Source organism: Streptomyces chryseus, from assembly GCF_014650755.1.
Classification (GTDB): Bacteria; Actinomycetota; Actinomycetes; order Streptomycetales; family Streptomycetaceae; genus Streptomyces; species Streptomyces chryseus.
Genome location: NZ_BMVO01000001.1, coordinates 225,157 through 249,861, shown reverse-complemented (window position 1 = coordinate 249,861; position 24,705 = coordinate 225,157). Strand labels below are relative to the sequence as shown.

Annotated in this window: 18 protein-coding genes; 11 read left to right on the top strand and 7 right to left on the bottom strand. The window is 72.5% G+C overall.

The genetic code is table 11. The annotated features are described in order from the left end of the window. Window positions 1-26: 26 nt before the first annotated feature. Together IE185_RS01225 and IE185_RS01220 are read right to left on the bottom strand one after the other, a co-directional pair. On the bottom strand, window positions 27-497 hold the full coding sequence (locus IE185_RS01225) for a PaaI family thioesterase (protein ID WP_138895102.1): 471 nt from the start codon (window positions 495-497) through the stop codon (window positions 27-29). A gap of 50 nt (window positions 498-547) precedes the next feature. Beyond that, a complete protein-coding gene (locus tag IE185_RS01220; RefSeq protein WP_138895103.1) occupies window positions 548-2,827 on the bottom strand; it encodes an FdhF/YdeP family oxidoreductase in 2,280 nt (759 codons plus the stop codon). A gap of 170 nt (window positions 2,828-2,997) precedes the next feature. On the opposite strand from IE185_RS01220, the gene polA reads away from it, so the two are divergent. Beyond that, window positions 2,998-5,658 carry a DNA polymerase I gene (polA, locus tag IE185_RS01215; RefSeq protein ID WP_138895107.1) on the top strand — a complete coding sequence of 887 codons (2,661 nt, stop codon included), beginning with the start codon at window positions 2,998-3,000 and terminating at the stop codon, window positions 5,656-5,658. A 30-nt stretch (window positions 5,659-5,688) separates the two neighbouring features. On the opposite strand, the gene IE185_RS01210 is transcribed toward polA, so the two are convergent. Next, window positions 5,689-6,633: a DUF4184 family protein gene (locus tag IE185_RS01210; RefSeq protein ID WP_138895104.1), complete on the bottom strand. Its 945-nt coding sequence runs from the start codon at window positions 6,631-6,633 to the stop codon at window positions 5,689-5,691. Between the two features lie 188 nt (window positions 6,634-6,821). On the opposite strand from IE185_RS01210, the gene IE185_RS01205 reads away from it, so the two are divergent. The 3 genes from IE185_RS01205 to pgfA all read left to right on the top strand — a co-directional run bounded on the left by IE185_RS01205 (window position 6,822) and on the right by pgfA (window position 9,940). Then, window positions 6,822-8,621, top strand: a complete 1,800-nt coding sequence (locus tag IE185_RS01205) for a lytic transglycosylase domain-containing protein (RefSeq protein ID WP_189714428.1) — start codon at window positions 6,822-6,824, stop codon at window positions 8,619-8,621. Between the two features lie 172 nt (window positions 8,622-8,793). After that, entirely contained in the window at window positions 8,794-8,931 is a 138-nt protein-coding gene (locus IE185_RS01200) for an SPW_0924 family protein (protein WP_138897155.1), read from the top strand. A gap of 13 nt (window positions 8,932-8,944) precedes the next feature. Further along, window positions 8,945-9,940 carry a cell envelope lipid trafficking protein PgfA gene (gene pgfA / locus IE185_RS01195; RefSeq protein ID WP_138897154.1) on the top strand — a complete coding sequence of 332 codons (996 nt, stop codon included), beginning with the start codon at window positions 8,945-8,947 and terminating at the stop codon, window positions 9,938-9,940. A gap of 17 nt (window positions 9,941-9,957) precedes the next feature. Here pgfA and hrpB read toward each other — a convergent pair whose 3' ends face one another. Together hrpB and IE185_RS01185 are read right to left on the bottom strand one after the other, a co-directional pair. Further along, on the bottom strand, window positions 9,958-12,465 hold the full coding sequence (gene hrpB, locus IE185_RS01190; RefSeq protein WP_138897153.1) for an ATP-dependent helicase HrpB: 2,508 nt from the start codon (window positions 12,463-12,465) through the stop codon (window positions 9,958-9,960). Window positions 12,466-12,469: 4 nt separating this feature from the next. Continuing rightward, window positions 12,470-13,345 (bottom strand): class I SAM-dependent methyltransferase, encoded by an 876-nt coding sequence (locus IE185_RS01185; RefSeq protein WP_229843303.1) that lies wholly within the window; start codon window positions 13,343-13,345, stop codon window positions 12,470-12,472. A 361-nt stretch (window positions 13,346-13,706) separates the two neighbouring features. On the opposite strand from IE185_RS01185, the gene rpsA reads away from it, so the two are divergent. From rpsA to IE185_RS01165, 4 genes are all read left to right on the top strand, one after another. Next, window positions 13,707-15,221 (top strand): 30S ribosomal protein S1, encoded by a 1,515-nt coding sequence (rpsA, locus tag IE185_RS01180; RefSeq protein ID WP_138897152.1) that lies wholly within the window; start codon window positions 13,707-13,709, stop codon window positions 15,219-15,221. Between the two features lie 226 nt (window positions 15,222-15,447). Then, on the top strand, window positions 15,448-16,329 hold the full coding sequence (locus IE185_RS01175) for a PAC2 family protein (protein ID WP_373303684.1): 882 nt from the start codon (window positions 15,448-15,450) through the stop codon (window positions 16,327-16,329). A 33-nt stretch (window positions 16,330-16,362) separates the two neighbouring features. Beyond that, window positions 16,363-16,962 carry a dephospho-CoA kinase gene (gene coaE, locus IE185_RS01170; RefSeq protein ID WP_138897150.1) on the top strand — a complete coding sequence of 200 codons (600 nt, stop codon included), beginning with the start codon at window positions 16,363-16,365 and terminating at the stop codon, window positions 16,960-16,962. A gap of 172 nt (window positions 16,963-17,134) precedes the next feature. Beyond that, window positions 17,135-17,503 (top strand): tetratricopeptide repeat protein, encoded by a 369-nt coding sequence (locus IE185_RS01165; protein WP_138899769.1) that lies wholly within the window; start codon window positions 17,135-17,137, stop codon window positions 17,501-17,503. 61 nt (window positions 17,504-17,564) lie between these two features. Here IE185_RS01165 and IE185_RS01160 read toward each other — a convergent pair whose 3' ends face one another. Next, complete coding sequence (locus tag IE185_RS01160; protein WP_229843302.1) at window positions 17,565-17,846, bottom strand: DUF6343 family protein; 282 nt, start codon at window positions 17,844-17,846, stop codon at window positions 17,565-17,567. A 477-nt stretch (window positions 17,847-18,323) separates the two neighbouring features. Here IE185_RS01160 and IE185_RS01155 point away from each other — a divergent pair, with 477 nt between their 5' ends. From IE185_RS01155 to IE185_RS01145, 3 genes are all read left to right on the top strand, one after another. Beyond that, window positions 18,324-21,182: an SCO1167/SCO6262 family helicase gene (locus IE185_RS01155; RefSeq protein ID WP_189714426.1), complete on the top strand. Its 2,859-nt coding sequence runs from the start codon at window positions 18,324-18,326 to the stop codon at window positions 21,180-21,182. Further along, complete coding sequence (locus tag IE185_RS01150; RefSeq protein WP_189714424.1) at window positions 21,179-22,384, top strand: SWIM zinc finger family protein; 1,206 nt, start codon at window positions 21,179-21,181, stop codon at window positions 22,382-22,384. The genes IE185_RS01155 and IE185_RS01150 overlap by 4 nt, the downstream gene beginning before the upstream one ends. Before the next feature lie 396 nt (window positions 22,385-22,780). Then, window positions 22,781-23,935, top strand: coding sequence for a cytochrome P450 family protein (locus IE185_RS01145; RefSeq protein WP_373303683.1), 1,155 nt, complete (start codon window positions 22,781-22,783; stop codon window positions 23,933-23,935). Here IE185_RS01145 and IE185_RS01140 read toward each other — a convergent pair. After that, window positions 23,929-24,627 (bottom strand): DUF2293 domain-containing protein, encoded by a 699-nt coding sequence (locus tag IE185_RS01140; protein ID WP_138897972.1) that lies wholly within the window; start codon window positions 24,625-24,627, stop codon window positions 23,929-23,931. The two genes, IE185_RS01145 and IE185_RS01140, sit on opposite strands and share 7 nt — an antisense overlap. Window positions 24,628-24,705: the final 78 nt, after the last annotated feature.

The window sequence follows — 24,705 nt, the reverse complement described above, 5'->3', positions numbered from 1 at the left end:
CCGCGGGGCTGTCGGTGACCGGTGGGTCAGCCCTTCATGCCGTCGGCGTCGCGCAGCAGGCAGGTCAGGCGGGCCGTGCAGACCCGCTTGTCGTGCTCGTCCGTGATCACGATCTCGTACGTCGCGGTGGAGCGCCCCCGGTGGACCGGGGTGGCCACGCCGGTCACCAGGCCGCTGCGGGCGCCCCGGTGGTGGGTGCAGTTGAGGTCCACGCCGACGGCGATCTTGGAGGCGCCGCCGTGCAGCATGGAGCCGATCGAGCCGAGGGTCTCGGCGAGGACGGCGGACGCCCCGCCGTGCAGCAGGCCGTACGGCTGGGTGTTGCCCTCGACGGGCATCGTGCCGACGACGCGCTCCGCCGACGCCTCGACGATGCGTACGCCCATGCGGGTGCCGAGGTCGCCGGCCGAGAAGAGGGCGGGCAGGTCCACGCCCAGCTGGGCGTACTCGTCGATGACCTCTTGCGGGAACTTCACAGCTGCGCTCTGCTCGCCCATGGGGCCCGGCTCCGATCGTCGTGCGGCGTTCAACGTCCATAAGCAAACGCTTAGGCGGTGGGTGATTGTTCCAGACGTACGACGACGGACTTGCTCGCGGGGGTGTTGCTGGTGTCCGCGGTGGCGTCCAGCGGCACCAGGACGTTGGTCTCCGGGTAGTACGCGGCGGCGCAGCCGCGCGCGGTCGGGTAGTGCACCACGCGGAAGCCGGGGGCGCGTCGCTCGACGCCGTCCTTCCACTCGCTGACGAGGTCGGCGTACGCCCCGTCGGCGAGGCCCAGCGCGCGGGCGTCGTCGGGGTTGACGAGAACGACGCGGCGGCCGCCCCTGATGCCCCGGTACCGGTCGTCGAGGCCGTAGATCGTGGTGTTGTACTGGTCGTGCGAGCGCAGCGTCTGGAGCAGCAGCCGGCCTTCGGGGAGCGCGGGGTACTCGACGGGCGCGGCGGTGAAGTTGGCCTTGCCGGTGTCGGTGGTGAAGCGCCGCGCGTCGCGCGGGCCGTGCGGCAGGGTGAAGCCGCCGGGGCGGGCGACGCGTGCGTTGAAGTCCTCGAAGCCGGGGACGACACGGGAGATGCGGTCGCGGATCGTGCCGTAGTCCTTCTCGAAGTCCTCCCACGGTGTGGCGGAGGCGGGTCCGAGGACCGCGCGGGCCAGGCGGGCGACGATGGCCGGCTCGGACAGCAGGTGCGGGCTCGCGGGGGTGAGATTGCCGCGCGAGGCGTGCACCATGCCCATGGAGTCCTCGACCGTGACGAACTGCTTGCCCCCCGCCTGGACGTCCTTGTCGGAACGTCCGAGGGTCGGCAGGATCAGCGCGCGGGCGCCGGTGACAGCGTGCGAGCGGTTGAGCTTCGTCGACACGTGGACGGTCAGCCGGGCGCGGCGCATCGCGGCCTCGGTGACGTCGGTGTCGGGGGTCGCGCCGACGAAGTTGCCGCCCATGGCGAAGAAGACCTTGGCCTCGCCGTCGCGCAGGGCCTGGATGGACCGTACGACGTCGAATCCGTGGTGGCGCGGCGAGGTGATCCCGAATTCCTTGTCGAGCGCGTCGAGGAAGGCGGGGGCGGGGCGCTCGAAGATGCCCATCGTGCGGTCGCCCTGCACGTTGGAGTGGCCGCGCACCGGGCACACGCCCGCGCCGGGGCGGCCGATGTTGCCCCGCAGCAGAAGGAAGTTGACGACTTCGCGGATGGTCGGCACCGCGTGCTTGTGCTGGGTCAGACCCATGGCCCAGCACACGATCGTGCGCTTCGAAGCGAGGACCATGGCGAGGGCCTGCTCGATCCTGGCGCGCTCCAGGCCGGTGGCGGCGAGCGTCTCGTCCCAGTCGGCGTCGCGCGCCGCGGCGGCGAAGTCGTCGAAGCCGTGGGTGTGGTCCCGGACGAAGTCCTCGTCGACGGCGCCGTCCGTCTCGATGATCAGCTTGTTGAGCAGACGGAAGAGGGCCTGGTCGCCGCCGAGGCGGATCTGGAGGAACAGGTCGGTGAGGGCGGAGCCCTTGATCATGCCCTGGGGGGTCTGCGGGTTCTTGAAGCGTTCGAGACCGGCCTCGGGCAGCGGGTTCACCGAGATGATCTTCGCGCCCGCGGCCTTGGCCTTCTCCAGGGCGGTGAGCATCCGCGGGTGGTTGGTGCCCGGGTTCTGGCCGGCGACGACGATCAGGTCGGCCTGGTGCAGGTCTTCGAGCGAGACGCTGCCCTTGCCGATGCCGATGGTCTGTGTCAGGGCGGAGCCCGAGGACTCGTGGCACATGTTGGAGCAGTCGGGCAGGTTGTTGGTGCCGAACTCGCGGGCGAAGAGCTGGAGCAGGAACGCCGCCTCGTTGCTGGTGCGGCCCGAGGTGTAGAAGACGGCCTCGTCGGGGGAGCCGAGCGCCTTCAGCTCCTCCGCCATGATCTCGAAGGCCCGCTCCCAGGTCACCGCGTCGTACCGGTCGGCGCCCTCGGCCAGGTACATCGGCTGGGTGATACGGCCCTGCTGCCCCAGCCAGTACCCGCTGCGCGTGGCGAGGTCGGCCACGGGGTGGGCGGCGAAGAAGTCGGGGGTGACGCGGCGCAGGGTCGCCTCCTCGGCGACGGCCTTCGCGCCGTTCTCGCAGAACTCCGCGGTGTGCCGCTTGTCCTCTTCCGGCCAGGCGCAGCCGGGGCAGTCGAAGCCGTCCTTCTGGTTGACCTTGAGGAGGGTCCGCGCGGTGCGGCGCACGCCCATCTGCTGCTGCGCCATCTTCAGCGTGTGCCCGATGGCCGGGAGCCCTGCCGCGGCGTGCTGGGGGGCCGCGACCTGCGGCGCGTCCTGGACCGGGTCACCTGCGGGCGGCTTGGCAGCCATGGCGCTCCCCTTTGAGCGTGCGTTCTGTGTCACGTACGTCTCCGATCCTGTCACGCGGCACTGACAGTGCGACGCCGCGGGCCGGATTGTCAGTGGTGCGGCCTAGGATCGTGGGCGTGTCAGAGACAGCATCGAAGAAGACCGCAGAAAACCGTCCGCGCCTGCTCCTCATGGACGGGCACTCCCTGGCGTACCGAGCGTTCTTCGCGCTGCCCGCGGAGAACTTCACGACCGCGAGCGGTCAGCCGACGAATGCCGTCTACGGCTTCGCGTCGATGCTGGCGAACACGCTCCGCGACGAGGCGCCCACGCATTTCGCGGTGGCCTTCGACGTGTCGCGCAAGACGTGGCGCTCGGCCGACTTCCCGGAGTACAAGGCGAACCGCTCGAAGACGCCCGACGAGTTCAAGGGGCAGGTGGAGCTGATCGGCGAGCTGCTGGACACCATGAACGCCGAGCGGTTCGCCGTGGACGGGTTCGAGGCCGACGACATCATCGCCACCCTCGCCACCCAGGCGGAGGCCGCCGGCTTCGACGTGCTGATCGTCACCGGAGACCGGGACTCCTTCCAGCTGGTCTCCGACCACGTGACCGTGCTGTACCCGACCAAGGGCGTCTCCGAGCTGACCCGGTTCACCCCGGAGAAGGTCCAGGAGAAGTACGGGCTCACCCCGTCGCAGTACCCGGACTTCGCCGCCCTGCGCGGCGACCCGTCGGACAACCTCCCGGGCATCCCCGGTGTCGGTGAGAAGACCGCCACGAAGTGGATCAACCAGTTCGGTTCGTTCGCCGAGCTGGTCGAGCGCGCCGAGGAGGTCAAGGGCAAGGTCGGACAGGCCCTGCGCGACCACCTGGAGTCCGTCAAGCTCAACCGTCACCTGACCGAGCTGGTGCGTGACGTGGGGCTCCCCAAGGCCGTGGCGGACCTGGAGCGCGCGCCGTACGACAGGGCCGCGCTGAAGGGGTTCCTGGAGGTCCTGGAGATCCGCAACCCGAGCCTGCGCGAGCGGCTGCTCGCCGTCGACCCGGGCGCGGAGGAGGAAGAGGCGCCGGCCCCGGACGCCGGGGTGGAGCTGGACGGCTCCGTGCTGCGCGCCGGCGAGGTGGGGGCCTGGCTCGAGCAGCACGGCGGGCAGCCGCTCGGCGTGTCCACCGTGGCGACCTGGGCCCTGGGCGTCGGGAACGTCAGCGAGGTCGCCCTGGCGGCGGCCGACGGCAAGGCGGCCTGGTTCGACACGACCGAGCTGGACGAGGCCGACGAGCGGGCCTTCACGGCTTGGCTCGCCGATCCGGCCCGGCCGAAGGTCATGCACAACGCCAAGGACGCGCTGCGGGTCTTCCCCGAGCACGGGTGGCGCATCGAGGGCATCACGATGGACACCGCGCTGGCCGCCTATCTGGTCAAGCCCGGCCGCCGGTCCTTCGCGCTGGACGCCCTGTCCGTCGAGTACCTCCACCGCGAGCTGGCCCCGGCCGCCGCCGACGGACAGCTGGCCTTCGGCTCCGACGAGGACGACCAGGCCGAGGCCGACGCCCTCATGGCCCAGGCCCGCGCGGTCCTCGACCTGGGCGACGCGTTCGGCGTGAAGCTGCGGGAGGTGGGCGCGACCGAGCTGCTGCACGAGGTGGAACTGCCCACGTCCCTGCTGCTGGCCCGGCTGGAGCGGTACGGCATCTCGGCCGACCGCGCCCATCTGGAGGCGATGGAGCAGCAGTTCGCCGGCGCGGTGCAGCAGGCCGTGAAAGAGGCGCACGCCTCGGTGGGCCACGAGTTCAACCTCGGCTCGCCCAAGCAGCTCCAGGAGGTCTTCTTCGGAGAGCTGAACCTCCCCAAGACGAAGAAGACCAAGACCGGCTACACGACGGACGCGGACGCGCTGGCGTGGCTGGCGGCCCAGACCGAGCACGAGCTGCCGGTGATCATGCTGCGCCACCGGGAGCAGGCGCGGCTGCGGTCGACGGTCGAAGGGCTGATCAAGACGATCGCCGGTGACGGCCGTATCCACACCACCTTCAGTCAGACCGTCGCGGCGACCGGCCGCCTGTCGTCCACCGACCCGAACCTCCAGAACGTGCCGGTGCGTACGGACGAGGGCCGCGCCATCCGCCGCGGGTTCGTCGTCGGTGAGGGCTTCGAGTCCCTGATGACCGCGGACTACAGCCAGATCGAGCTGCGCGTCATGGCGCACCTGTCGGAGGACGAGGGCCTGATCGAGGCGTTCACCTCGGGCGAGGACCTGCACACCACCGTCGCCTCCCAGGTCTTCGGCGTGGAGCGGTCCGCGGTCGACGCGGAGATGCGCCGCAAGATCAAGGCCATGTCGTACGGCCTGGCCTACGGTCTGTCCGCGTTCGGCCTCTCGCAGCAGCTGAACATCGAGGCGGGCGAGGCGCGGGTCCTGATGGACACGTACTTCGAGCGGTTCGGCGGGGTGCGCGACTACCTGCGGCGCGCCGTCGACGAGGCGCGGGCCACCGGGTACACGGCGACCATGCTCGGCCGCCGCCGCTACCTCCCGGACCTCAACAGCGACAACCGTCAGCGCCGTGAGGCGGCCGAGCGGATGGCGCTGAACGCCCCGATCCAGGGCACGGCGGCCGACATCGTGAAGGTCGCCATGCTGAACGTCGACCGGGCGCTGACCGAGGCGGGCCTGAACACCCGGATGCTGCTCCAGGTGCACGACGAAATCGTCCTGGAGCTGGCGCCGGGAGAGCGGGAGCGGGTGGAGGAGATCGTCCGCCGCGAGATGGCGGGCGCCGTCAGCCTGCGCGCCCCGCTCGACGTGTCGGTCGGTGTCGGAACGGACTGGGAGTCCGCCGCGCACTGACCCGGGTGGCCGCTCCCGAAGGGAGCCCCGTCAGTGGCCGGACCGGCTGAACCGCCCTGCCCGCACGGGCAGGTGCGGTTCGTCCGGCGACCGGGAGCCGCCGCTGGGGTGGGCGTCGGAGAGGCCGTCGGTCGCGCCGCCGTCGGCCGCGCCGGCCGTGGCGCCCGGCCGCGGCGCGCGGCGCAGCCACAGCCGCACTGCCGCGGCGTACAGGACGAGCCCGACGGCCAGCCCCGCGCCGGCGCCGAAGCACGCGGTCGGGACGAAGTCGAGCGGCTTCAGCGTCACGGTCTGGGCGGCGTACCACCGTACGCACCGGTGTACGACGCCGAAGAGCACGCACAGCGCGAGCAGCCCCCCGGCAGCCCACCTCCCGCGCGCGCCCAGCTGCGGTACGGAAGCGGGGGCGGGCCCGTCCGGCCGGCGCCGGAGCGCCGAGACCATGAACCACACGATCACCGCGAGGGCCACGGCCGAGCCGCCGTACTGCGCGTACAGGTACATCGGGAAGCCCGCGACGACCTCACCGAGCAGCGGGAAGGCCCGCATGCCCCACCGGTCGAGATGGGTGAAGCTGTCCCAGAAGACGTGCGTGCAGCTGCCGATGACGGCCGAGAGGAAGAACCGCCACGCCAGTGACGCCAGTTGTGTCCCCCGCCAGTCCTGGCCGCGTACGAAGCCGTGGACACGGGCCTGTCTGCGCCGTGGCACGAGCGCCAGCAGGGGCTCACGCATCAGCAGCCACAGGCCGACGAGCACCGCCGTGATCAGCACGTCGGCCGTGACCAGGCCCGGCAGGGAGTGGGTGACGTCCCCGAAACGCATCGCCGCCGGTGCGGCGGTGGCCGCGAAGTAGGTCATGTCGGGCGCGAACGACCCGGCTACGAGGGCCGATGCGAGCAGTGGCCCGCGCGCGGTACCGTCGCGTCGTATGCCTGGCAGCACCGCCGCCGCGTGGCTCAGTGTGAACGGCAAAAGTCCCCCTTGGACCGCTTCTGTTCAGTGACGATCAGTATGCCGCCCATGGTTCCGAGTTGAATTTCGGTGAACAAGCGGCAATAAGACGACAGCGGCCGGTGTCCCACCGTCGTGAGTTGTCGTAGTGTCGCCTGAGTCCTGGCGCTGGGGAGCGCGGACAGCCGTTGACGGGAGGGGCCAGACGTATGGCAGCACAATTCGGTCGCAGGCTGCGCAAAGGGGCAACGGCCACCACGGTGGCAGCGCTCGTCGTAGCAGCACTCTCGGCCTCCGAGGCGCCGGGCAGCACGTCCTTGCCCGGCGGCGAGAGAGCCGCGGAGGCGACCGACCCGCCCGGCACCGCGGTGACGGGCAACTCGCCGTACTTCACGGACCTTCCGCCACTGAACACGCCCAACCGGCCGAACACGCCGGGCACTTCGATCGACCTCCCCGTGGTGGCCGGTCCGGCGGAGGCCGGCATACCCGCCACCGTCCTGGCCGCCTACAAGCGGGCGGAGAACACCGTCAGGGCCTCGCAGCCCGGCTGCCGTCTCCCGTGGCAGCTGCTCGCCGCCATCGGCAAGGTGGAGTCGGGCCAGGCGCGCGGCGGGCGGGTCAACGCCAACGGCACGACGCTGACGCCCATCCTCGGCCCGCAGCTCAACGGCGTCGGCTTCGCCAACATCTCCGACACCGACGACGGCGCGTACGACGGCGACGCGACGCACGACCGCGCGGTCGGCCCGATGCAGTTCATCCCGTCCACCTGGGCGACCTGGGGCCAGGACGGCAACGCCGACGGCCGCAAGGACCCGAACAACATCTACGACGCCGCGCTCGCCGCGGGGCGCTACCTCTGTGCCCACGACCGCGACCTCTCCCAGCAGGACGACCTCGACCAGGCGATCCTCGGCTACAACCGCTCGCGCGAGTACCTGCGGACGGTCATGTCGTGGTTCGACTACTACCGGCGCGGCAACCACGAGGTGCCGGACGGGACCGGAGTACTGCCCGTCACCACCGGCCCGGACAGCCACGTCGGCGGCAGCGCCGGCGACCGCCCCGGTGGTCGCGGCGCCACGACCCCGCCGTCGAGCGGGCCGTCGACCCCGGGCAAGCCCGGGTCCGGCAAGCCGGACGACGACACCACCCCCCCGGCCAAGCCGCCGACGACGCCCCCGGCCAAGCCGCCCACGACGCCTCCGCCCGCCAAGCCGCCCACCGACCCCGCCCCGGCGCCCGTCGCCGCCCTGGAGCGGCTCGGCAGCGCGAGCGTGACCGCGACCGAGGGGGAGAGGTTCTCCGACCGGCTGCGGGTACGCGCCAAGACCGCCGCGGGCAAGGCCGTGCCGGGCGCCAAGGTCCAGTTCCAGATCGTCGGCGACACGGCGGCGCGCTTCCCGGGCGCCGCGACCCGCGCCGTCGTCACCACCGGCGTCGACGGCATCGCCACCGCCCCGGTGCTCGGCGCGGGCGGCCGCCCCGGCAGCTTCGTGGTGCACGCCAAGGCGCTCGGCGCCGCCGCGCCCACCGCCGACTTCGCCGCCACCGTCAAGGCCAAGCCGGCGCCCGCGCCGCGGTCCGACGCGCTGGTCCGTACGTCGGACAAGGAGCTGACGGCCCAGGCCGGCGGCTCGTTCGCCGACGCCGTCGAGGTGAAGGCGACGTACAAGGGCAAAGCGGCGGCAGGTGTCGGCGTGACCGCGACGATGATCACGGGCGACGCCGACAAGCCCGTCCAGAACGACAAGGGCCCGTACTTCGAGGACGCCGACGGCAAGGCGGTCCGTACCCTGACCGCTCTCAAGACCGGCGCCGACGGCCTGCTGAAGCTTCCCGTGATCCACACGGACGGCAACGCGGGAACGTACAAGCTGCGGCTGACGACCGCCGACGGCGTGGTCCTCGTCGTCGAACTGACCGTCACGGCGGCCACCACCGCGCCGCCCGCCGAGCCGTCCACCACCCCCTCGGCGCCGTCCCCCGCCACGCCCACCGCGTAAGGGGCCGTATCCCAGGACCCGTCGCCGCTGCCCCGCCCGGACACCGTTCCGGCCGGGGCAGCGGCATGTGCGCCGGTGGCGGACCGGTCCGACGTGTTCTCATCTCACGGCCTCATTGCTACGGTGCCCCTCCCCACCACCTGATGCAGCATCAGATCCTGGGAGGCCGGGCATGCGTGCTCTCGTCGCCGCCGCCGTCGGGCTGGCCGCCGCCCTCGCGCTCGTCCTCGCCCTCACGGCCGTCGGCTCGCCGCCGGGGGAGACCTCGCCCAAGCCCCTGCTGACGACCGTTCCCGGGCCGAAGAAGTAGAGGGGCTCCCGCCGTGCGCCGTAAAGCCAGCCTGGTCCTGCTCGCCCTCGCCGTCTTCTTCACCGCCCTGTCGCCGCTCCTGCGCTGGTACGCCTTCCCGCGCCTCGCCAAGATCCCGGCCGGCCAGTACCAGGAGATGGTGCTGGAGGCGAAACCCGCGACGCTCCTGGAGTACGGCTCCATGAAGGCGAAGAAGGTCGACAAGGTCACCATCGTCCAGACCCTCAAGGGCAACGTCGAGGAGTCCGAGAAGATCGAGCGGAGCGCCGGCCGCGACGTGGTCGTCTGGGACTCCCTCTCGTACGTCCAGGGTCCCGACGGCAAGATGGTCTCGGCCATTCCCGAGCGCTACATCTTCGACGCCCACAGCCAGGACCCCGTGCACGCCACCGGGGAGATGGTCGACGGCGACCCCGTCAGACGCGAGGGCATCGAGTTCAAGTGGCCCTTCCTCACGGAGAAGCGCGACTACGCGTACTTCGACGCGCAGACCCGCACCTCCGCACCCATCCACTACGAGGGCGAACGGACGTTCCGCGGCATGGACGTCTACTACTTCGAGCAGACCGTCCCGTGGACCAAGGTGAAGTACCCCAGGAAGATGCCCATGCCGGGGATCGACGCGACGAAGCTGGAACAGCAGACCGGTACGACCCGCTGGTACACCACCCGTCGGATGTTCTGGGTCGACCCCGTCACGGGCGCTCCCGTGAACGGCGAGGAGATCCACCGGGAGGAACTGCGCGGCGGCAGCCTCCTGGGCGGCCGCGACAAGGTCACCGCTTTCGCCGGTCACGTGAAGATGCGCGAGGACTACATCGACTCCACCGTCGAGCTGGTGAAGACGAACCGCACCGCGGTGCTCATGCTCACCTCGTACCTCCCCTGGGGCTTCCTGATCCTCGGCGGCTCCCTGCTCGCGCTGGCCCTGTACCTGGAGGCGCGAGGACGCGGACCCGGGGACCCCGCCGAGGACGCGGCACCGCGACCGGAGCCCGTCAGCGCCTGACGGAACGGCCGCCCTCCTCAGCCCCGTTCGAGACGCGCCTTCGTGTACTTCGTCGCGGCGGCCGCCGCCGGATCCTGCGGCCACGGGTGCTTCGGGTAGCGGCCGCGCAGCTCCGCCCGCACTCCCCGGTACCCGTCACGCCAGAAGGACGCCAGATCGGCGGTGACGGCAGCCGGCCGCCCCGCCGGGGACAGCAGGTGCACCAGCACCGGCACCCCGGCCACGCGCGGCGTCTCGGCCAGCCCGAACATCTCCTGGAGCTTCACCGCCAGTACGGGCTGCTCCCCGCCGTACTCCACCCGGACCCGTGACCCGCTCGGCACCTCGATCCGCTCCGGCGCCAGCTCCGCCAGCCGCGCCGCCTCACCGGTCGCCCACGGGAGCAGCCGGTTCAGCGCCTGGCCCGCCTCGATCCGGCCGAGGTCGGCCCGCCTGCGGGCCCGGGAGAGTTCCGGCTCGAGCCACGCGTCGGTACGGTCCGTCAGCGCCGCGTCGGACACGTCGGGCCAGGGCGAGCCCAGTACCCGGTGCAGGAAGGCGAGGCGCTCCCGCAGGGCCCGCGCGTCACGCGTCCAGCGGAGCAGCCCGAGGCCCTCGCGCCGCAGACCGTCGAGCAGCGCTTCCCGTACACGTCGTGGATCCGGCTTCGTGAGCGTCCGTACGGTCAGCTCGACCGCGCCGAGGCGCCGCACGTGCCGCGCGACGACGTCCCCGCCCTCCCAGCGCACCTCCTCACCCGCGACGAGCAGGTGCTCTGCGGCCAGGCGCGCGGTGTCCTCGTCGATGACCGCGGCGAGGCGCACGCGCGCGGAGGCCGTGTGGACGGGGCGGTCGGCGACCGCGACCGCCAGCCACGGCGCACTGCGCAGCCGCGACCCGTCGGCGAGTTCCGCCCCGGTGCCGGACGCCATGAGGAAGGTGCCCTCCGCGCGGCGCCTCGCGACCCGCTCGGGGAACGCGAAGGCGGCCACCAGCCCCGCGACGGCGTCGTCGCCGCCCCCGGCGCCCTCGCTGCCCGACGCGCCCGCGGCCGACGCCAGGCGCCGCGCCTCCTGGCGCCAGCGCGCTCCGTACGCGTCGTTCCCGCGACGGGCCGCGCGCCAGGCCGCGGCCAGGTCGTCGCCGTACTCCCTCGGAGGTTCCTCGCTCAGCAGGGCGACCACCTCCGCCGCGCGGCGGGTGCCGACCTCGCGCGCGCCGTCCAGGAGCGCCCGCGCGAGCCGCGGGTGCAGGCCGAGGCGCGCCATCCGTGCGCCCCGCTCCGTCGGCCGGCCGGACGCGTGGACGGCCCCGATCGCCGTCAGGACCGTACGGGCCGCCGCCATCGCACCGGCCGGCGGCGGATCCAGCAGAGCGAGACCGCTCGCGTCGGGGTCGCCCCAGCACGCCGCCTGGAGGGCGAACGCCGTCAGGTCCGCGACCCTGATCTCGGGGGAGGGGAAGCGCGGCAGCCGTACGTCCTCGGCCGGATCCCAGCACCGGTAGACCGCGCCGGGCGCCTCCCGGCCGGCCCGCCCAGCCCGCTGCCGGGAGGCCGCCTGCGAGGCTCGTACGGTCGTCAGCGCGCTCAGCCCCCGGGCATGGTCGGTACGGGGCTCACGCGCGAGCCCGCAGTCCACCACGACCCGTACCCCCGGCACGGTCAGGCTCGACTCCGCGACCGACGTCGCCAGGACCACCCTGCGCCCACCGGCCGAGCCCGCCAGCACCGCGTCCTGCACCGCCGCCGGCGCCCGCCCGTGCACCTGGAGCACCTCGGCGCCCACTGCGGACAACTGCCCCGCCACGCGGGCGATCTCGCCCACGCCCGGCAGGAAGCACAGCACATCGCCCTCCCGCTCGGCGAGCGCCCTGCGCACCACGGACGCCACATGCGTCAGCAGGGCCGGATCGACGCGCATGCCGTGCGGCGGCCGCACCGGGCCGGCGGGCGGCGCCCAGACCGTCTCCACGGGGTGCGAGACGCCCTCGGCCTCGATCACCGGCGCGTCGCCCAGCAGCCGCGCCCACCCCTCGGCGTCCGTCGTGGCCGAGGCGGCGAGGAGCCGCAGCTCCGGCCGGAGGGCGGACCGTACGTCGAGGAGGAACGCGGCGACGGTGTCCGCGTCCAGGTGCCGCTCGTGGCACTCGTCGAGGACGACCACGTCGACGCCGGCGAGCTCCTGGTCCCGCTGCAGACGCTGGAGCAGCACGCCGGTGGTCACCACCTCCACCACCGTGTCGCGCCCCACCACGCGCTCCCCGCGCACGGTGAAGCCCACGCGCTCCCCGACGCGCTCGCCCAGCAGCCACGCCATGCGCCGGGCCGCGGCCCGCGCGGCGATGCGCCGCGGCTCCGCGACGACCACTCTGCGCACGGGCCGCCCCTCGTCGAGCAGCCCGGCCAGCACGAGGGGCACCAGCGTCGTCTTGCCCGTCCCCGGCGGCGCGCACAGCACGGCGCTCCCGTGCGCGTCCAGAGCCCGCTCCAGGGCGGGCACGGCGGTACGTACGGGAAGCTGCCCGAGGGCGTCGGCGCGGATCACGCCCCTAGTCCCGTACGCAGACGAAAATCGCCGTTCCCGGGATCAGATTGCCGCGCAACGGGGACCAGCCGCCCCACTCCTGCGTGTTCCAGGAGGGCCACTCCGGCTCGACGAGGTCGACCAGGCGAAAGCCCCCGGCCACCACGTCCCGTACGCGGTCGCCGATCGTCCTGTGGTGCTCCACGTAGACCGCGTTCCCCCGCTCGTCCTGTTCGACGTAGGGGGTGCGGTCGAAATAGGAGGCGGCGACGGACAGTCCCTCGGGGCCGGGCTCGTCGGGGAAGGCCCAGCGGACGGGATGCGTGACGGAGAAGACCCAGCGCCCGCCGGGCCGAAGGACACGCCGTACCTCGCGGAAGACCTCCGCCGGATCGGCGACGAACGGCACCGCTCCGTACGCCGAGCACGCGAGGTCGAAGGACGCGTCCTTGAAGGGGAGCGTTCCCGCGTCGGCCTGGACCAGGGGGACGTCACCCCCGATGCGCAGCGCGTGCTGGAGCTGCCGGTGCGAGAGGTCCAGGGCGACCGGACGCGCGCCCTGCGCGGCGAGCCAGCGCGAGCACTGCGCGGCGCCCGCGCCGATCTCCAGAACGTCGAGCCCCTTCAGGGACTGCGCCGTGCCCAGCAGGCCGGCCTCCGCCTCGTCCAGTCCCTCCGGGCCCCACACGAAACGGTCGTCACCGAGGAACGCTCCGTGCTCGCTCTGGTACTCGTCCGCGTTCCGGTCCCACCACCCGCGGCTCGCCCTGCTGCTCTCCGCCTCGCCGGCTTCGCGGCGGGTCGCCTCGCCATCGTCCCCGCCGGACCCGTCGTCCGGGACCCAGCTGTCGAGGGCCTCGAACGCTTCCTCAGGGCCGCTGGTGTCTTTGCTCTGGCTCATTGCGCCCGTCTGTCTCGTCTGCGTAGGCTCCGCTCGAACCTGTGGTCGCAGCGTGCGGCGCGGCCGTTGTGGCCTCGCCGAACTTTGATTGTGCCGGGTATGCGAGGTTCCGCCCCGGGTGTGCGCCTTCGCGCATTGACCCTGCCCGGCTGCCCCCGTATGCTACAAGTTGCGCTGCGAGCCTGCGCACCTCAGACAGAGCAGGCTGCGCTTGCACCGGTTGTATGTCCCCTCGGTTGTCGAGGCGCTTCCGTTCCCCGGAATCGCGCCTCCTAGGCTGCTCGGCTTCAGCAGGTGCCGATACGGGCTCCCGGCGTAGCTGTACCTACGACTTACTGTCCGTACCGGAGCCCTTACCCACATGACGAGCAGCACCGAGACCACCGCCACCACCACCCCGCAGGTAGCGGTCAACGACATCGGTGACGAGGAAGCATTCCTCGCCGCGATCGACGAGACGATCAAGTACTTCAACGACGGCGACATCGTTGACGGCGTCATCGTGAAGGTCGACCGGGACGAGGTTCTTCTCGACATCGGTTACAAGACCGAAGGCGTCATCCCTTCCCGCGAGCTCTCGATCAAGCACGACGTCGACCCCAATGAGGTCGTCAAGGTCGGCGACGAGATCGAAGCCCTTGTTCTCCAGAAGGAGGACAAGGAAGGTCGCCTCATCCTGTCCAAGAAGCGCGCACAGTACGAGCGCGCCTGGGGCACGATCGAGAAGATCAAGGAAGAGGACGGCATCGTCACCGGCACCGTCATCGAGGTGGTCAAGGGTGGTCTCATCCTCGACATCGGCCTCCGTGGCTTCCTGCCGGCTTCCCTCGTCGAGATGCGCCGTGTCCGCGACCTCCAGCCCTACGTGGGCAAGGAGCTCGAGGCCAAGATCATCGAGCTGGACAAGAACCGCAACAACGTGGTCCTGTCCCGCCGTGCCTGGCTCGAGCAGACCCAGAGCGAGGTCCGTCAGACCTTCCTCACGACCCTGCAGAAGGGCCAGGTCCGCTCCGGCGTCGTTTCCTCGATCGTCAACTTCGGTGCGTTCGTGGACCTCGGCGGCGTCGACGGTCTCGTGCACGTCTCCGAGCTCTCCTGGAAGCACATCGACCACCCCTCCGAGGTTGTCGAGGTCGGCCAGGAAGTCACCGTCGAGGTCCTCGACGTCGACATGGACCGCGAGCGCGTCTCGCTGTCGCTCAAGGCGACGCAGGAAGACCCGTGGCAGCAGTTCGCCCGTACGCACCAGATCGGGCAGGTTGTTCCCGGTAAGGTCACGAAGCTCGTTCCGTTCGGTGCGTTCGTCCGCGTCGACGAGGGCATCGAGGGTCTGGTCCACATCTCCGAGCTGGCCGAGCGCCACGTGGAGATCCCGGAGCAGGTCGTCCAGGTCAACGACGAGATCTTCGTCAAGGTCATCGACATCGACCTCGAGCGTCGTCGCATCAGCCTCTCGCTGAAGCAGGCCAACGAGTCCTTCGGTTCCGACCCGGCCTCGGTCGAGTTCGACCCGACGCTGTACGGCATGGCCGCGTCGTACGACGACCAGGGCAACTACATCTACCCCGAGGGCTTCGACCCCGAGACCAACGACTGGCTCGAGGGCTTCGAGACCCAGCGCGAGGCGTGGGAGGGCCAGTACGCCGAGGCGCAGCAGCGCTTCGAGCAGCACCAGGCCCAGGTCATCAAGTCCCGCGAGGCCGACGAGGCCGCTGCTGCCGAGGGCGCTGCCGCCCCGGCCGCCGGCGCCCCGGCTGCCTCCGGCGGCAGCGGTGGCGGCTCCTACTCCTCGGAGTCGGCGGACAACTCCGGCGCCCTGGCGTCGGACGAGGCCCTGGCCGCGCTGCGCGAGAAGCTGGCGGGCGGCCAGAGCTGACGCTCTGACCACCAGCTGGTAACCGGCTGAAAGTAAGGCCCGCTCCCCCTGGGGGGCGGGCCTTACTCATGCCCGCGGCACGGCGCATGATCACGGAAGGCGCGCGGACCGGGAATGCCCTCGCCCCACGGCACGTTCTCCCCTGTGAACACGAGGAGGAGCGGTAATCGTGCTTGATCCGCAGGATTTGTATGAGTGGGAGCCGAAGGGCCTCGCCGTCGTCGACATGGCGCTCGCGCAGGAATCGGCCGGACTGGTCATGCTCTACCACTTCGACGGCTACATCGACGCGGGTGAGACCGGCGAGCAGATCGTCGGAAAGCTGCTGGACACGCTGCCGCACCAGGTAGTGGCACGGTTCGACCACGACAGGCTGGTGGACTACCGCGCCCGCCGCCCGCTTCTGACGTTCCGGCGCGACAGGTGGTCCGAGTACGAGGCGCCCGAGATCGACGTCCGGCTCGTCCAGGACGCGACCGGAGCGCCGTTCCTGCTGCTCTCGGGACCCGAGCCGGATGTCGAATGGGAACGGTTCGCCCTCGCCGTACAGCAGATCGTCGAGCGGCTCGGTGTGCGCCTCTCGGTGAACTTCCACGGCATCCCCATGGGCGTCCCGCACACCCGCCCCGTCGGCATCACGCCGCACGGCAACAGGACCGACCTCATGCCGGGCCACCGCAGCCCCTTCGACGAGGCCCAGGTGCCCGGCAGCGCCGAGTCGCTCATCGAGTTCCGGCTGGAGGAGTCGGGGCACGACGTGCTCGGCGTCGCCGCTCACGTACCGCACTACGTGGCGCGGTCGTCGTACCCCGACGCGGCGTTGACCGCCCTGGAGGCGATCACGGCGGCTACCGGACTGGTACTGCCGGGCGTCGCGCATTCGCTCCGTACGGAAGCCAGGCGCACGCAGGACGAGATCGACCGGCAGGTCGGTGAGGGCGACGAGGAGCTCGTCTCGCTGGTGCAGGGCCTTGAGCACCAGTACGACGCGGTGGCCGGCGCGGCGACGCGGGGCAATCTGGTGGCCGAGCCGGTCGATCTGCCGTCGGCCGACGAGATCGGTCTCGAATTCGAACGCTTTCTCGCGGAGCGGGAGGGCGACGTCTAGGCCGCTCCCAGCCCCTCGTCTAGGCTTCCGCGCATGCTGAAAGTGGGCCTGACCGGCGGAATCGGTGCCGGCAAGAGCGAAGTGTCGCGGCTGCTCGTCTCGTACGGGGCCGTCCTGATCGACGCCGACAAGATCGCGAGGGAGGTCGTCGAGCCCGCAACGCCGGGGCTCGCGGCCGTGGTCGAGGCGTTCGGACAGGACGTGCTCGCGGCCGACGGGACCCTGGACCGGCCGAAACTCGGCTCGATCGTCTTCGCGGACGCCTCCCGTCTGGCGACGCTGAACGCGATCGTCCACCCCCTGGTGGGCGCGCGATCCGCGGAGCTGGAGGGCGCGGCGGGCGGCGACGCCGTCGTGATCCACGACGTACCGCTGCTCACCGAGAACGCCCTCGCGCCGCTGTACGACCTGGTGGTCGTGGTGGACGCGTCGCCGGCGACGCAGCTGGACCGGCTCGTACGGCTGCGCGGGATGACCGAGGACGAGGCGCGGGCCAGGATGGCGGCTCAGGCGAGCCGGGAGGAGCGGCTGGCGATCGCCGATCTGGTGATCGACAACGACGGGCCGCTGGAGGCGCTGGAACCGCAGGTGCGCAAGGTGTGGGAGGGACTGGCCGAGCGCGCGAATTCCTGACCGGCCGGCCTGCGGGTCCGGCTGAAGTGGGTGGTACGGCGGTGGCGGTGGGGGCAGGCGGTGCGGCGGTAGAGCGGTGCGGGGGCGCGGCGGCTCGGCCCGGCTTCCTGGCGGAATAGCGCATGCGGCCGGGGCGGTTGGAAAGAAATGAGCCGAGCGGAAGGATGCCAGCGTGCCCGAAAGCAGCCCGGAGACCCACATCATCGACTACCGCGCGGCGGAGCACCTGTTGGCCGCGCGTGATCCGCGCGGAGCCGTGAAGCTCCTGGATTCGGTCATCGCCGCCCACCCGGAGAATACGGCGGCCCGGCTGCTGCGGGCGCGCGCCTTCTTCGCGTCCGCGCAATTGCGTTCGGCGGAGCTCGAATTCCAGCTGGTGCTGGAGCGGGAGCCCGACAACGCCTTCGCTCATTTCGCCCTGGCGCGCACCTACGAGCGCGCCTTGCGGTCGGATCGGGCGAAGCGGCATTTCAGACTGGCGGCGGCGCTCGACCCGAAGCCGGAGTATCTGGAGGCGGCGCGATTCGACGCGCCAAAGTGAGCGGCTGCGGCGGCGCGGGCTGAACGGGCGGGTCCAGGGGCGCGCCGGGGCGGGCGGGTGGCTAGGGGTGCGGCGGATCGTACGGAGGGACATCGCGGCCGGGCTGGTAGTGCGGGCCCTGGCGCAGGTGGCGTACGACGACGACCAGGTCGGCGGCGACGACGACGGCGAGGCAGCCGCAGGCGACGGCCCAGCCGGTGCGCCCGGTCGCGGCGAAGGCGAGCGCCCCGCCCACGGTCCACAGCAAGCCCCACAAGCTCAGCCAGAGCCTGAGCCGCAGGGCACTGCGCGCGGTCTTGGGTTCGCTCCCCGTACGCATGATCATGGCGAATCGCCCTCGCATGGACTGCGGAATGCCCGCTTTCGGTTTACTTGTACCCCGCGAAGGTGGGCGTAGCCAGCCACGCGAGAGGAGCGAGCCACGCGAGAAGCGGGACGGAAGCGCACCGATGAAGGCCGTGCCCCATGGACCGCACTGCTGATTCCGATCCCCGTCCTCTCCATGGTCGGGCCTTGGCTCTCGGCGCGCTGATGATCGGAGCGTCGTGACCCGACTCGTGGTGCCCGAGGGGGGAGAACTTCGCGCCGCCGCTCGTCCTGCCGGCCCTGCTCGTGGTCGTCGCGTGAGCGCAGGGCGGCGGACGGGACTCGACGGGCCGGGCGGCGGCCGGCCCGCCACCGTTCGCGCTGTGGCGGTGGGCCGTCGCGGCGCGAACCGGGGGCAGTGTCAGACCCCGCCCGTAGACTCGCACGTGGACGGGGACACTGGCGCCACGAGCGCCCGAGACCACACGCGACCAGCGCGGACGGGGGTGCAGGCATGACGGACACGGGACGCCGCGCCGCGGTCTTCCTCCCCGCCGAGCTGCCGCGCGACGGCAGGATCGCGCTCTGGGATCCCGAGGGCGGGACGCCGCCCGGCGCCGCCTCGGAGATCACCGTCGTACGCCGCCAGGGTGCGGGCGGCACCGCCGTACGCCGCCGCACCGTGCCCGCCGTCCTGCTGTCCCTCGCCGACGCCCTGCCCCTGCTGGCCCGCGCCCGCCACGACCCCGCCGCCCACCCCGCCACCCGCTGCTGGGGCGCGGCGGCGCTGCACGCGCTGCACCTCGCCGCGCGGGGCCGGCTGCTGCCCGGGCTCACCCCCGCGGACCACGACGCCTGGCGGGCCGGACCGCTCGACGCCGACGACATCGCGCAAGTGCGCGCCATCGCCGCCGCCATGCCCCCCGAGGCGCACGCCGTCCCGCTGCCCGCACGTTCGCCCCTCCAGCTCCCCGAGCCCGAAGCCCTGGTGAAGGCCTTCCTCGACGCGGTCGTCGACACGCTGCCCCGGACGCCCTCGGCGGCGTACGCGATGGGCGCGCCCTTCGCCGCACGCGCCGCGCAGCACCTGCCGGGCCTGCGGGAGTGGGCGGCGGAGGTCGCGGCCGGCATGGACGCGGGGGTGCGCGTGTCGCTGCGCCTCGACCTGTCCTCGTTCGAGCTCTTCGACAGCGCGGCGCACGAGACGCCGGACGAAGGAACGCACGAAGGCCGGGGCGACGGCGAGCCGGGCCGCGACGGCGGCGCGAAGCGCCGGGCCGCCACCGCGCTGGTCCAGGTGCACAGCCTGGCCGACCCCACGCACGTCATCGACGCCGCCGCCCTCTGGTCCGGCGGCGGCAGCGAAGGCTTCGGCCCGCGCGCCCGCATCGACGCGGTGCTGGCGCTGCGCCGCGCGGCCCGCGTCTGGGAGCCGCTGGGCCGCCTCCTCGACCGCCCGGTCCCCGACGTACTGCCTCTTTCCGAAGACGAGTTGTACGAGCTGTTGGGCCCGGCGGCGGCCCGGCTCGCCGCGGCGGGCGTCGAGGTCCACTGGCCCCGGGAGCTGGCCCGTACGCTCACGGCGACCGCGGTCGTACGCTCCGCGCCCGGGTCGGCGACCGACGGCACCCCCTTCTTCGACGCGCAGGAGCTCTTCGCCTTCAGCTGGCAGCTCGCGGTGGGCGGCGAGCCGCTCAGCGAGGCGGACATGGACGCGCTCGCGGAGGCGCACCGCCCGATCGTGCGGCTCCGTGACCAGTGGGTGGTGGTCGATCCGGCGCTCGTACGCAAGGCGCGCAAGCGGGAACTGGGCCTGCTGCAGCCCGTCGACGCGCTGGCCGCGGCCCTCACCGGCAGCGCCGAGGTCGACGGCGAGCAGGTCGAAGCCGTCCCCGTGGGCGCCCTGGCCACCCTCCGGGACCGCCTCACCGCCGGCACGGGAACCCTCGTCGCCCAGCCACCGGGGCTCGACGCCACCCTGCGCGACTACCAGCTGCACGGCCTGGCGTGGCTGGACCGGATGACCTCACTGGGCCTCGGCGGCTGCCTCGCCGACGACATGGGCCTCGGCAAGACGATCACCGTCATCGCCCTGCACCTGCGCCGCGCCCGCAGCGCTCCCACGCTCGTCGTCTGCCCCGCGTCCCTCCTCGGCAACTGGCAGCGTGAGATCACCCGCTTCGCGCCCGGCGTCCCCGTCCGCCGCTTCCACGGCGCGGCCCGCGCGCTGGACGACACGACCGAGGGCGACGCCGGCTTCATCCTCACCACGTACGGCACCATGCGCACCAGCGCGCCCGAACTGGCCGCCCACACCTGGGGGATGGTCGTCGCCGACGAGGCGCAGCACGCCAAGAACCCGTACTCCTCCACCGCCAAGGCGCTGCGCACCATCCCGGCCCCCGCGCGCATCGCCCTGACCGGGACGCCCGTCGAGAACAACCTCTCCGAGCTGTGGGCGCTCCTCGACTGGACCACCCCGGGGCTGCTCGGCCCGCTCAAGTCCTTCCGCGCCCGCCACGCGCGCCTGGTCGAGAGCGGCGAGGACGACGAGGCCGCCGAGCGGCTCGCCCGTCTCGTACGCCCCTTCCTCCTGCGCCGCAAGAAGTCCGACCCGGGCATCGTGCCGGAGCTGCCGCCCAAGACGGAGACCGACCACCCCGTCTCGCTCACCCGCGAACAGGCCTCCCTCTACGAGGCGTCCGTACGCGAGTCGATGGCGGCGATCGAGGAGTCGGAGGGCATCGCGCGCCGAGGTCTCGTCATGAAGCTCCTCTCCTCCCTCAAGCAGATCTGCAACCACCCCGCGCAGTACCTGAAGGAGGACACGCGGCGCCTCACCGGACGTTCCGGCAAGCTGGAACTGCTCGACGAACTTCTCGACACGATCCTGTCGGAGGGCGGGTCCGTCCTCATCTTCACGCAGTACGTGACCATGGCCCGGCTGCTCGCCGACCACCTGAAGGCCCGCGCGGTCCCGTCCCAGCTGCTGCACGGCGGAACGCCCATCGCCCTGCGCGAGGAGATGGTGGACCGCTTCCAGTCCGCCGAAATCCCCGTCTTCCTGCTCTCCCTCAAGGCGGCGGGCACCGGTCTGAACCTCACGCGGGCCGCCCACGTCATCCACTACGACCGATGGTGGAACCCGGCGGTAGAGGACCAGGCGACGGACCGCGCGTACCGCATCGGCCAGACCCATCCGGTGCAGGTGCACCGGCTGATCGCGGAGGGGACGGTGGAGGACCGCATCGCCGAACTGATCGCGTCCAAGCGGGCGTTGGCGGACGTGATCCTGGGCAGCGGGGAGGCGGCCCTCACGGAGCTCACCGACCGGGAACTGGCCGACCTGGTCGCACTGCGGAGGCCGGCATGAGCGACAGGGACAGTGCCGGCGGCAGCAGTTGGTGGGGCAACGCGTGGGTCCAGGCCCTGGAAGCCCTCTCGCTCGACGCGGCCCGCCTGGCCCGTGGCCATGCCTATGCCAGTGGGGGCAACGTCGGCGCGATCAGTGTGGCGCCGGGTCGGATCATCACGTACGTACGCGGTAGCCGCCCGCGCCCGTACCGCACGGAGATCCGCCTGCGCACGCTCTCCGACGACGACTGGGACCGTTTCCTCGCCATGGCGGCGGCCGATCCTGCCCACATGGCGGCCCTGCTCGACAAGGACATGCCCCACTCCCTGGTGGATTCCGCGGCCGAGGTGGGCGTGGACCTGCTGCCGGCCCCCGGAGACCTGGTCCCCTCCTGCTCGTGCCCGGACCGGGGCCACCCCTGCAAGCACGCGGCAGCCCTCTGCTACGAGACGGCCCGCCTCCTCGACGCCGACCCCTTCGTGCTGCTGCTCGTGCGGGGCCGGACCGAGCGCGAGCTCCTCGACGACCTGGCCCGCCGCAACGCCGCCCACTCCGCCCGGGAGAAGCCCGCGCCGCCGCCCTTCCCCGGCGTGCCGGCCACCACCGCCCTGACCCCGCGCACGCTCCCGCCGCTGCCGGGCCCGCTGCCCGTACCGCCGCAGCCCGGCCACGCCTCGGGCGCGTACCCGGGCACCCGGGGAGCCCCGGACCCGCTGTCCCTCGACCTCCTCGTCACCGACGCGGCGGCCCGCGCGCACACGCTCCTCACCACCGGGGCCGACCCCATCGCCACGCTCACCCCCTGGCAGGACGCGGTCCGCCTGGCTGCCGGGCAGCCGGGTTCGGGCCTGACCGCCGCGACCCGCAAGCTGTACGCCACCCTGGCCTCGGCACATGACCGCGGCCCCACCGACCTCGCCCGCGCGGTGGCCGCCTGGCAACAGGGCGGCCTCACCGGCCTGTCCGTCCTCGAAACCCCCTGGGACCCCCCGGCGGGTCCCTTCGACCGGGCCCGCCCCGCGCTCGCCGCCGCCGACCTCCCCCGCCTGCGCCCCCACCGCAACCGTCTGAGCGACGCGGAACGCGGCATCCAGCTCCGCCTGGGCCACGACGACCGCTGGTACCCCTACGAATCGGACCCCGGCACCGACGACTGGTGGCCGACGGGCACCCCGGACGCGGACCCGGTGGGCGCCCTGACGGCCCTGCTCGATATCTGAACTCCCGCCGGACACCGGGATCCGTGATCCGAGAGGCGATGCGCATGCGCATGCGCACCAAGCGATACGGCCGCTTCACGGTCGTACACCTTCCCCCGCGCCTGCGCCGCCCTCCCCCGGTTCACCCCCCGAGGCCGCCACCGACTCCGCGCCTCCCGCCAACACCGCCGAGGACGTCGACCACCCCCGGAGCCCGCCACCGCACGCCTGCATGTGGTGGGGGAGGCGCGCCCGGCTGCCGCACGAGGGAGGCAACCAGCGCTCCCGCGAAGGCCGTTGGAGTGCTCCCGCCGACCCCAGAGGCGTGGCGGCGGCCGTCACGGGCGTGCCTAGGGTGGTGCCATGACAACCACGGCATCCGACAGCACAGACCTCGACGATCCGACGAGCGAGATCATGGCCGATCCGTACGGGGTCTACGCGCGCCTGCGCGAAGCCGGGCCGGTGCACCGGATCGCCGGGCCCGACGGACGGCCCGCCTGGATCGTCACGCGGTACGAGGACGTGCGACGGGCACTCGCCGATCCGCGCCTCTCACTGGACAAGCGCCGCGCGCTGCCCGGCGGATACCAGGGGTTCGCGTTGCCGCCCGCGCTCGACGCCAACCTGCTCAACATGGACCCGCCCGACCACACCCGCATCCGGCGCCTCGTGACGCGGGCGTTCACCGCCGGGCGTATCGAAAGGCTTCGGGGGCCCGTGCGGCGTACCGCCGTCGCGCTGCTCGACGAGATCGCCCCGCACGGGCGGGCCGATCTCGTCGCCGCCTACGCTGCGCCGCTGCCCATCGCCGTCATCTGTGAACTGCTGGGCGTACCCGCCCGGGACCGGCCGGACTTCCGGGACTGGACGGACGCACTGGTCGCACCCGATCCCGCACGGCCGGGGCGGGCGAAGGAGGCCGTCGGAAGCATGCTCCGGTTCTTCGGCAGGCTGCTCACCCACAAGCGCGCCGAGCCCGGCGACGACCTGCTGTCCGCGCTGATCGCCGTACGGGACGAGGGTGACGACCGGCTCAGCGAGGACGAGCTGATGTCGCTGGCCTTCCTGATCCTCTTCGCCGGGTACGAGAACACCGTTCAGCTCATCGGCAACGCGGCCCTCGCCCTGCTCAGCCACCCCGAGCAACTCGCGACGCTCCGCGCCGAGCCCTCCCGGATCCCGGCGGCGGTCGAGGAGCTCGCCCGGTACGACGGGCCCGCGCTGCTGGCCATCCGCCGGTTCCCCGTCGAGGACGTCCTCATCGGCGGCGCGACCGTTCCCGCCGGGGAGACCGTGCTGCTGTCCCTGGCGGCCGCCGACCGCGATCCGCACCGTTTCCCCGAGCCCGACCGGCTCGACCTCGACCGGGACACAGCAGGTCACCTCGCACTCGGCCACGGCATCCACTACTGCCTGGGCGCGCCACTGGCCCGGCTGGAGACGGAGATCGCCCTCGCCGTGCTGCTGGAGCGCTTCCCGTCGCTGGCGCTCGACGTACCGCTCAGCGACCTGCGGCGCAGGCCCTCGACACGCGCCCGGGGCCTTCTCGCGCTGCCCGTGCGCTACTGAGCGGCCGGCCCGCTGCCGGGCGGCTCGTCGCTCACGGCTGGCTGCTGCCAGGTGTCGAGCAACGCCGTCACAACCGGACGTACTTGGGCACGGGCCCGATGGCGCGGCACTCCCGCCATCAGCAGCGCGTCGTACGGAGTGTCCTCGTGGCGTACCGCGGCTCCCACCGCCGCCGTCACCGCGCCCGCGTCCAGGGCGCGGCCCGCGGCGGTGCGGCCCACGCGGCCGCTGCCGCGCAGGGAGGTGTGGGTGGCGATGGCCGAGGCGCGGGACGGTGGGCAGGCGGGGAAGAGCCGGAGGATCTCGGAGCTCAGGGCGGCGGTGAAGCGTACGTCCTCGGCCTCGCGGCGGGCCGCGTCGCGTGCCCGGCGGCGGGCCCGGGCGTCCGCGTCGGCCAGGCAGGCGGCCTCGGCGCGGGCCAGGGCCGGTGCCTCGACGAGGAGGCCCTGGCGTTCGTAACGCCGGCGCCGTCGGTTGCGGCGGACGACGACCGCCCACAGCGAACTCGCCTCACGCGCCCTGCGTGTCAGGGCCGCGTTGCCCCGGGGGAGGTGGACCAGGTGCGCCAGATCCGCGCAGTTCAGGCAGATGGCGGCGTTGAACTCGAGGGTGTGGAAACGGAGAGGGCCTTGACGGCACTCGGCGCAGTGCCTGCGCCGGCGAGGTTCTGGTTCGATCACCACCAGGTCCATACGGGGAGCGTACCCAGCGGCAGTACCAGAGCAGTCACCGTACGCTCGCCGCCGTCGCCTCGGCCCTGCGGTGCCGAC

Coding starts and splice junctions, on each gene's coding strand:
- IE185_RS01225 (WP_138895102.1), bottom strand. CDS start 497: ATGGGCGAGCAGAGCGCAGCTGTGAAGTTCCCGCAAGAGGTCATCGAC.
- IE185_RS01220 (WP_138895103.1), bottom strand. CDS start 2,827: ATGGCTGCCAAGCCGCCCGCAGGTGACCCGGTCCAGGACGCGCCGCAG.
- polA (WP_138895107.1), top strand. CDS start 2,998: ATGGACGGGCACTCCCTGGCGTACCGAGCGTTCTTCGCGCTGCCCGCG.
- IE185_RS01205 (WP_189714428.1), top strand. CDS start 6,822: ATGGCAGCACAATTCGGTCGCAGGCTGCGCAAAGGGGCAACGGCCACC.
- IE185_RS01200 (WP_138897155.1), top strand. CDS start 8,794: ATGCGTGCTCTCGTCGCCGCCGCCGTCGGGCTGGCCGCCGCCCTCGCG.
- IE185_RS01185 (WP_229843303.1), bottom strand. CDS start 13,345: ATGAGCCAGAGCAAAGACACCAGCGGCCCTGAGGAAGCGTTCGAGGCC.
- rpsA (WP_138897152.1), top strand. CDS start 13,707: ATGACGAGCAGCACCGAGACCACCGCCACCACCACCCCGCAGGTAGCG.
- IE185_RS01175 (WP_373303684.1), top strand. CDS start 15,448: ATGGCGCTCGCGCAGGAATCGGCCGGACTGGTCATGCTCTACCACTTC.
- coaE (WP_138897150.1), top strand. CDS start 16,363: ATGCTGAAAGTGGGCCTGACCGGCGGAATCGGTGCCGGCAAGAGCGAA.
- IE185_RS01160 (WP_229843302.1), bottom strand. CDS start 17,846: ATGCGAGGGCGATTCGCCATGATCATGCGTACGGGGAGCGAACCCAAG.
- IE185_RS01155 (WP_189714426.1), top strand. CDS start 18,324: ATGACGGACACGGGACGCCGCGCCGCGGTCTTCCTCCCCGCCGAGCTG.
- IE185_RS01150 (WP_189714424.1), top strand. CDS start 21,179: ATGAGCGACAGGGACAGTGCCGGCGGCAGCAGTTGGTGGGGCAACGCG.
- IE185_RS01145 (WP_373303683.1), top strand. CDS start 22,781: ATGGCCGATCCGTACGGGGTCTACGCGCGCCTGCGCGAAGCCGGGCCG.
- IE185_RS01140 (WP_138897972.1), bottom strand. CDS start 24,627: ATGGACCTGGTGGTGATCGAACCAGAACCTCGCCGGCGCAGGCACTGC.